The organism is Clostridium sp. AM34-9AC (assembly GCF_003480225.1).
GTDB classification, from domain to species: Bacteria; Bacillota; Clostridia; order Lachnospirales; family Lachnospiraceae; genus Acetatifactor; species Acetatifactor acetigignens.
This window is the reverse complement of record NZ_QUIU01000005.1, coordinates 1-8,279: the sequence shown is the minus strand read 5'-3', so window position 1 is coordinate 8,279 and position 8,279 is coordinate 1. Positions and strand designations below refer to the sequence as shown.

The following is an 8,279-nucleotide window of genomic DNA, read 5'->3' as shown; positions in this document are numbered from 1 at the left end:
AATTTCGCATCGGTGTAGGTCTGGTGCGCTTTTGTGGTTGCCATCCAGATCTTCGCTCCGGGATGCATTTCCCGGAATTCCTGAAAATTCATATACCTGGTGATATCCAGATGCTGCCAGTAGTCCATACCGGCTCTCTTGATCTCTTTTTCATTTAAACGAAAGCCTAACGGCTCGATCAGATGCAGGCTGGTGCCGGTAGCCACACAGGTTCTTCCGATATTTCCGGTGTTTGCCGGGATCTCCGGCTGGTGTAATATAATATGCATATTTTATCCTCTACAGCATAGTAACTATTCAGCACCACTTACAGCCTATGGTTCCGAATAGTTACTGAAAATGCTTGTAACTATTCAGAACCCCATTCGCAAAACCGCTACTTCGTAGCTTTCCTGAATAACATGCTTGCATGTTATTTGCTCATGGTGGTTACTTCGCCATATAAAACTGCTTATCTGCCTGAATGCAAGCATTCGCAGAACGCAGTTTTGCATGGCTCTGAATAGTTACAAATGCTTTATTTATTATTTTGTTCTGCTCTTAATTTTTCTACAAAATGTCCCAGTCTGCCGATGGCAATCTTCAGCTTCTCCAGGGAGTACGCATAGGAAATTCTAAGATACCCCTCGCCACTGTCACCGAATGCGGTTCCGGGTACAGCAGCTACTTTTTCCTCCTCCAGGAAACGGGTGGCAAATTCTTCACTGGTCATGCCGAATTCCTTGATGCAGGGGAATACATAGAATGCGCCGTAAGGCTCAAAGCATTCCAATCCCATTTCACGAAACGCATTCATCAGAAAGCGTCTTCTCTGATTATAGGCCGTGCGCATTTCCTCGATGTCGGGATCTCCGTTTTTCAGTGCTTCCACTGCCGCATACTGGCTGGTGGTAGGTGCACACATAATGGCAAACTGATGGATCTTGGTCATCTGCTGGATGATAGCAGCCGGTCCGCAGCAATAGCCCAGTCTCCAACCGGTCATGGCATAAGCCTTGGAGAAACCGTTAATGTAAATGGTACGCTCCTTCATGCCGGGCAGGCTGACGATGGACACATGCTTCTCTTTATAAGTAAGCTCAGAATAGATCTCGTCAGACATAACAAAAATGTCATGTTCTTCGATAACTTTCGCAATGGCTTCCAGATCAGACTTCTCCATGATGGCACCGGTAGGGTTGTTCGGGAAAGGAAGGATCAACACTTTTGTCTTGTCCGTGATCGCTGCTTCCAGTTCCTCTGCAGTCAGGCGGAATTCATTCTCCGCCTTCAGATCAATGATCACCGGCGTTGCTCCTGCCAGGACCGCACAGGGCTCATAGGATACATAACTGGGCTGGGGGATCAGCACTTCGTCTCCCGGATTACACATGGCACGCAGTCCGATGTCGATAGCCTCGGAACCACCGACCGTTACCAGCACTTCGTGCTGCCAGTCATAGGTTACACCCTGTTTTCTCTGGATCGTGTTGCAGATCTCCTGACGCAGATCCTTCAGACCCGCATTGGAGGTGTAAAAGGTTCTTCCCTTTTCCAGGGAATAGATGCCCTCATCCCGGATGTGCCAGGGAGTGTCGAAGTCCGGTTCTCCCACACCGAGAGAGATTGCATCCTGCATCTCACTTACAATATCAAAAAATTTGCGGATACCCGATGGTTTGATATCCACTACTTTATCAGCTAATGGATTTCTCATGGGGTGATCATCTCTCTTTCATCTTCTTTTTTTACAGCAAATGCGGTTCCGTGATCCTTGTATTTCTTCAGGATAAAATGCGTTGCTGTACTCAGCACGGAATCCAGTGTGGACAGCTTGTCAGATACAAAATTAGATACCTCCCGCAGGGTCTTACCCTCCAGAATGACCATCAGATCATACGCTCCGGACATCAGATACACACTGCGTACTTCAGGATATTTGTAGATACGCTCTGCAATACTGTCAAAGCCCTGGCCTCTCTGGGGAGTTACACGTACCTCGATCAGAGCGCTTACTTTTTCAATGTCTGTCTTCTCCCAGTTGATCAGGGTATGATAACCGCAGATGATCCCTTCTGCTTCCAGTGCTGCCAGTTCATTTACCACATCGATCTCTTCCACTCCCAGGATCACAGCCAGTTCCTTCAGATCGATCCTGCTGTTCTTCTCTATGATCGCTAATAATTCTTCTCTCATGCCACTATCTCCTTTATAACTTTTATATTGCATTTTCCCTTACATAAGGGATGACTGCAAAATTTTACACATTCTTATAAATCTCATCTCTCTGAGGACGATCCATATAACGGACTTCGTCCTCATTCAGGATCAGTCGTTCATTACTGTCTGTAAATCTTCCTACGATCACTGCCGGAATTCCCTCTGCCACCAGTGCTTCCACCACTGCAGTTCCCTCCGGGCTTGCAATGATCAGGCTTCCGCCGGATCTCAGTTCGTAGGGATTCACATTGCAGTATTCACAGACTTCCACTGTCTCCTGTCTGAGAGGAAGTTTCTTCATATCTATTGTCAGTCCAACACCTGCACCCTCTGCCATCTCCCACAGCGCTGCAAATACACCGCCTTCGGAAATATCATGCATGGTACAACCGCCGGACTTCACGGCGGTAGCGGCCTCCGGCAAAATAGAATAATACCGGTCAAACGCCGCAGCTTCTTCCACCAGATACGCCGGGTATCTCGTCAGGAGTCCTTCCTGGTTCCGGGCCGCCAGATCTGCGGTGCCTTCCAGGCCGATCCACTTGGTAATAATGATCTCCTGACCCGCCAGCTTCTTCCGCACATCCATCTGCACCGCACCGGTCTTGCGGATGCCATATCCGGTCACCGTGGCCAGGGGCTGCCGTACCGCGGAACTTACTCTGGTCTGTCCGCCGATAATCTGTATGTTTAACTCCGCGGCAATACCTTCCGCTTCGGACATCAGTGCTTTCAATTCCGGTTCTTCCACGCTCTCCGGCAGGAAGATCACCAATTCCGCTGCCACGGGCTCTGCACCGGCAGTTGCCAGATTGTTGGCACATTTCTGGAAAAAACGACGCATAGGCATCACGGATGGATCCTCTCTCTCCGCCTCTGCCAGGTCGTTCTCACACTGAAGTTCTACGACACCTTCCTGAACGCAGGTTACCAGCTGCCCCTCCGAAAAAGGCTCAAAAATAGCGCAGTCTGCCCCCAGACCTGCGCTATTTGCTATTTCCGACCTTTTATTCTTCAGTTGTCTGAGAACGGAACGTTTCAAGACGTTCACGGGTACCTTACCGCTGTTCATTGTCTCACCTTTAGTCGTCTACGATTTCTGTCTGCCCAGCAGCCGCTGCTGCTCTTGCATTTAACGCTGCTGCCACATTTTTCACATGGTCAATATTCGCTGTACTGATAGCTGCCATGATCTCTTCATACGCCTGAGGATCCGATGTAGCGGTTCCCACAGTGGCACTGCGGGGCACCATCTTATAAGTACTGCTGTTGACCTGTTCTCTGCTGACCTCTACACCGTTTTCCATCGTGATCTTCCACAGTCTTGCCTTATAGCCGATATGCGCACTCTCTGTTACGATATAACCGATGGGTTGACCGGCATCCGCATAAATCTGATCCGCAGGGGGTGTGATCGTCTCCAGCACTTCACTTTCATAACGTACCGAATGTCCGGCAGCTCTGGTCTCCTTGCCATAGATGTTAAACGTGATCTGCTTGTCATGCGTATAGCCTTCTATGTAGATCGGTGCATCTGTATTATTTACAAACTTAAAATCTTTGCCGGAGCTCTCCGCGATCGCTGCATCTGCGGAAGGATCCACATAGCCTACGATCATGGAATGATTATAACGTTCCGTTACTTCCAGCTCCGCAAGTAATACTGCATTGTACAGGGTAGTGGATACCTGGCAGATACCGCCGCCCAGACTGTCTACCACTTTTCCGCTGACATAAGAACCCGCCATGTAATAGCCGTTCGCCACGGAAAAAGGAGATACCGTCTTATAAGTAGAAAATTCTTCTCCCGGATACAGAGTCGTTCCGTTGATCAGACTGCAGCCGTTCGCCACATTTGCACTTCTGGAGGATCCGGATGTCTTATAAGATGTGGTAAAGCTTCCCAATACATCCGTTACCTGTGCCAGTTCCTCAGCACTTCCCTTCGGCTCATCCACTACGATCTCCAAAGGAATGCTGCAGGCCTCATGATTCCATTCTTCTGTCAGATAGTCATATACCGCATCGATAGATTTCTCCACATCCAACACATATCCGGTCTGACCTTCCACTACGGTAAATTTACCGCCGTCCCGCTTCAGAGAGACGTTGATGGCTTCCTGATCATACTTAGTGCATCTGGTCAGCAGATCGTTGATCGCCTGTAAGTCAAAATCCAGTTCAATGGGATATACGTAATTTTCATGCTGCAGATCCATCAGGATCTTGTAACGCTCAATAACATTTCCATGTGTCCCCAGTTCCAATGCTTCCTGCACCAGCTCAGGATTTTTCCAGGTCACACCCAGATCTCCGGCTGTGGTGGTCACATCGTGATCATTTGCCGCAAGCAGTGTGATCTCCACATCCTTCAGACTTTCGATATGTTCTTCGATAACCGCTGTTGCTTCCTGTGCCGTCATTCCGGATAGTTCCACATCCCCGGCATAAATTCCTGTCTTAATAGTATCATCTGTCTTGGCCTGCGCTGTCATTCCGAACAGCATTGTCAAAGTCAATAACAGAATGCCGTAAAACCCCTTACGATATTTATTCATAATACTCCTCTGCCCTTCCTTCGGGCACATCTACTGTTCCATCCGCAGTTGAATTAGTAGAAAATAGATGTTATAGTAGGTACGATCATAGCAATCACAAGCAGCACGATGATAGCTGCGGAGATTCGCTGTTTTACTTTTTTATTATTCATATTAAACATAGTAAAAACCTCCATAAATGCTTCAAAAATCACTTTTACTCTGAAAGGATATTATATATGAGTTTAAAGTTTTTGGCAAGTTTATTCATATTTATTGTTTTCGTGTATACCATCCTTGTTGTGGCACAGAATACACGTCGTCAGCGAGCCCTTACCGAGAAGAAAGAGCAGGAATTCTGGGACCGGGAAAAAAGGGCCAACTCTGTCCGCAAAAAACCCCTTGATGGTCTGGATTATGTAAAGATTCCTCTGGAAAAACTTCCCATGAATGCTCTGTCGGAGGATGAAAAAGCCCGGGAATATAAGGAGCTTTTGACCTATCTATCCACACAGCCGATCGTAAATCTCACAGGCTTCACCAACACCGACCTCAAGTTGGAATACGGCACTGCGAACATTACACCGCTGTCCCAGTATGATCAGAATTACACCGTACTGGTACGTACTCTGCAGCAATGGGCCGATCTGCTTCTGGAATCCGGTCTGACAGAAGATGCGGAAACGGTTCTCGCGTATGCCGTCTCCATCGGCACCGACGTCAGCCATACTTACTATGCGCTGGCTAAAATCTATGCCAGCCGGGAGGAATATGACAAAATTGCCGATCTGATTCTCCGTGCGGAAGAACTGCGTTCCGCTTTACGTAATTCTATCGTCCGTACTTTGCAAGAATCTTATCCGCAAGCCTGCTCGCCTCACTGCGGGTAAGCTTTTCCACATTGACCTCCAAAGTTATCTTATGCTGCTCTGCCAGACGATATAACCGCTCTTTTTGCGGTTTCGTCGCGGGCGTATCTCTTTTTACCTGAAAATGTAATGGCTGCGGCTCAAACAGATTATTGTTTGCTTTCTTTTCGACGGATTCTGTCGATGCCTGTCCACCGGTTTCCTCCTGATAAAACAATTCTGCCAGCTTTCGGAACAACCGGTCCGTGGCTTTCGCATCCTCCAGAGCCCGGTGTGCATGATGCGGGATCTCATAATACTGACATAGATACCCCAGATTACGATGAGGCAGTTCCGGCAGATATTTCCGGGCGACCTGCAAAGTGTCCACCGCCGATCTCTCAAAAGTAATCTTCCGGTCCACTGCCGCTTTTTTCAAAAAAGAATAATCAAACAAAATGCTGTGTCCCAGCAACGGTAATTCTCCCATAAATTCCAATAATTTTGGAAAAACCTCATCCAGCTGAGGTGCATCCGCAAGGTCTTCGTCCCGGATTCCCGTAAGTTCTGTGATCCGTTCTTCCAATTTCCGCCCCGGATCCACAAACGTAGAAATTTCTTCCACAATCTGTCCCTGCTCCACACGGATTGCACCGATCTCTATGATCCGATCTCTCTTGGGATTCAGGCCCGTGGTCTCCAAATCTATACTGACATAAGTGTCATACATACTATTTTCTTATCCTTCCGCAATACTTCCGATATATTCTGACTGCCTACCTCAATTCTTATGAACCGAGCTTCTCCTGTACTTATAATATCGGATACCCGATCACCTGCACCTTGGCTTCATAATTGAGCGGATTCCTCTCCTGATAATCAAACAACACGTAATGGGGTTCCGGATACCGGAACGGTTCTAAGTGTGTCATTCGGCTTAGCTGTTTCCAGTCATACTGATCATAGGCAGAAAGATAATGTCTCTCCTGCTCTTCCGTCTGGTAAAAACGGCGGATATCCTGTTTTTCCTCTTCCGTGATCTCTGCCGCAAACGCAGGCCTGCTCTTCAGGTTCTCCCGAAGATACATATCATAAGTCAGAAGTTCTCTGTAAATCTCACGGTTGGCCGGATCTTTCATCGCTGCGAACTCCAATAAGATCTGATATCTGTAAGCTCTGGCCGGACTGTTGGTAAAATATCCCTGCTCCTGATAATAATCCGCCAGCGCCTCATACATGGCAAAGGGACCGGAAAATGCTTTTTCCAATACAGGCAGGGTATGAGTAAACTGGCCGCTGTTATAATATAGCTCTACCATCTCTTCGATCCGTTTCAGCCTCCGGATCTCTCCATAGCTGATCCAGTTCGTATACAACACTTCATAGGGCGGCTGTTCCAGATAGCGGATTCCGTACTCCTGTGCATGCTCATGCATATCCGAGCCCTTCAACACCTTCAGGAAGCCTAACTGTAACTGCTCCGGCTGCATTGCATACACCCTGTCAAAGGATCTGCCGAAGCTCTCATAATCTTCAAAAGGAAGACCCGCGATCAGATCCAGATGCTGATGAATATTCTGTCCTCTGTGAATGGCCGCCACAATTTTCTCCAGCTTGTCCACATCCATGACACGGTGAATAGCTCGTATTGTCTCCGGATTCGTAGACTGCACCCCGATCTCCAGCTGTGCCAGTCCCGGACGGAAGCGGTTCAACAATGCGATCTCTTCTTCGCGCAAAATGTCCGCAGAAATCTCGAAATGGAAGTTAGTGACACCATTGTCATGTTCGTAAATATACTGCCAGATCTCCATGGCATGTTTGTGGTCACAGTTAAAGGTACGGTCAATAAACTTCACCTGTTTCACGTTTTGGTCCAGAAAAAACTGAAGTTCTCTCTTTACGACACTTATGTCACGTAGTCTTACCTTCTTATCTATGGAGGATAGACAATAGCTACACCGGTAGGGACATCCTCTGCTGGTCTCATAATAGATGATCCGGTTCGTAAAGGGTTCCATGTTCTCATAGAGGAACGGCAATGTGGTCAGATCTGTCAGGTCTCTGGGTGCCGTATAACCGGAAGCAAGACATAATCCCGTAATCTGTCCGAAACGTTCTACCACAGACTTTCCTGCAACTGTTCCCCTTCGGTCTGCTACCTGCTGTTCTGTGCTGTCGGATTCGGGTTGTTGTTCGGACTGTCCGGCCGTTTCTGCCTCCCGCAGATATTGTTCCAGTACTTCCCGGAACGTGACTTCTCCTTCTCCCACCATGATTCCGGTAACCTGAGGGAACTCTCTTAAAAGCCCCGGACCGTCATAGGTAACCTCCGGTCCTCCCAGCCAGATCTCCGTATCCGGCAGGATCTTCGGCAGTTCCGTCAGAATTTCCCGGATCAGCTTCCAGTTCCAGATATAACAGGAAAATCCTATTACCTTTGGCTGACGCTTCCAGATCCCCTCCAGAATACTTTCCAGAGACTCATTGATGGTGAACTCCGCCAGTTCCACATAGGGCTGTAACTTTTCTCCCGCACCGGCCCGCAGGCTGTATATGGCGGGATTGGAATGTATGAATTTTGCATTAATAGCTGTTAATAAGAATTTCATGGGTTTATTATACTAAGAAAAAAGAATTGTGTCACCACAATTCCTCAGACTGTAGACAAAACGCTTTTGGTCAGCACTCCAGA

General features: G+C 47.8%; 8 protein-coding genes. 1 reads left to right on the top strand and 7 read right to left on the bottom strand.

Annotated features, from left to right (window positions below):
- The 5 genes from DW835_RS18320 to DW835_RS04165 all read right to left on the bottom strand — a co-directional run.
- The coding region (locus tag DW835_RS18320; RefSeq protein WP_279221263.1) for a TrmH family RNA methyltransferase at nucleotides 1–269 on the bottom strand (269 nt) is incomplete at its 3' end.
- 248 nt (nucleotides 270–517) lie between these two features.
- The gene (locus tag DW835_RS04180) at nucleotides 518–1,696 is read right to left on the bottom strand and encodes an aminotransferase class I/II-fold pyridoxal phosphate-dependent enzyme (RefSeq protein WP_118538879.1); all 1,179 of its coding nucleotides are present in this window, start codon (nucleotides 1,694–1,696) and stop codon (nucleotides 518–520) included.
- Complete coding sequence (locus DW835_RS04175; protein ID WP_118730750.1) at nucleotides 1,693–2,175, bottom strand: Lrp/AsnC family transcriptional regulator; 483 nt, start codon at nucleotides 2,173–2,175, stop codon at nucleotides 1,693–1,695. The genes DW835_RS04180 and DW835_RS04175 overlap by 4 nt, the downstream gene beginning before the upstream one ends.
- A 64-nt stretch (nucleotides 2,176–2,239) precedes the next feature.
- Nucleotides 2,240–3,271: an AIR synthase-related protein gene (locus DW835_RS04170; protein WP_118730749.1), complete on the bottom strand. Its 1,032-nt coding sequence runs from the start codon at nucleotides 3,269–3,271 to the stop codon at nucleotides 2,240–2,242.
- A gap of 10 nt (nucleotides 3,272–3,281) precedes the next feature.
- Entirely contained in the window at nucleotides 3,282–4,757 is a 1,476-nt protein-coding gene (locus DW835_RS04165; RefSeq protein WP_117465178.1) for a VanW family protein, read from the bottom strand.
- Between the two features lie 218 nt (nucleotides 4,758–4,975).
- Between DW835_RS04165 and DW835_RS04160 the strand changes: the two genes are divergently transcribed.
- Nucleotides 4,976–5,626: a hypothetical protein gene (locus DW835_RS04160; protein WP_118730748.1), complete on the top strand. Its 651-nt coding sequence runs from the start codon at nucleotides 4,976–4,978 to the stop codon at nucleotides 5,624–5,626.
- Here the strand turns inward: DW835_RS04160 and DW835_RS04155 are convergent.
- Nucleotides 5,568–6,314, bottom strand: a complete 747-nt coding sequence (locus tag DW835_RS04155; protein ID WP_118730747.1) for a 3'-5' exonuclease — start codon at nucleotides 6,312–6,314, stop codon at nucleotides 5,568–5,570. The two genes, DW835_RS04160 and DW835_RS04155, sit on opposite strands and share 59 nt — an antisense overlap.
- 82 nt (nucleotides 6,315–6,396) lie before the next feature.
- A complete protein-coding gene (locus DW835_RS04150; protein WP_118730746.1) occupies nucleotides 6,397–8,196 on the bottom strand; it encodes a B12-binding domain-containing radical SAM protein in 1,800 nt (599 codons plus the stop codon).
- Nucleotides 8,197–8,279 lie beyond the last annotated feature (83 nt).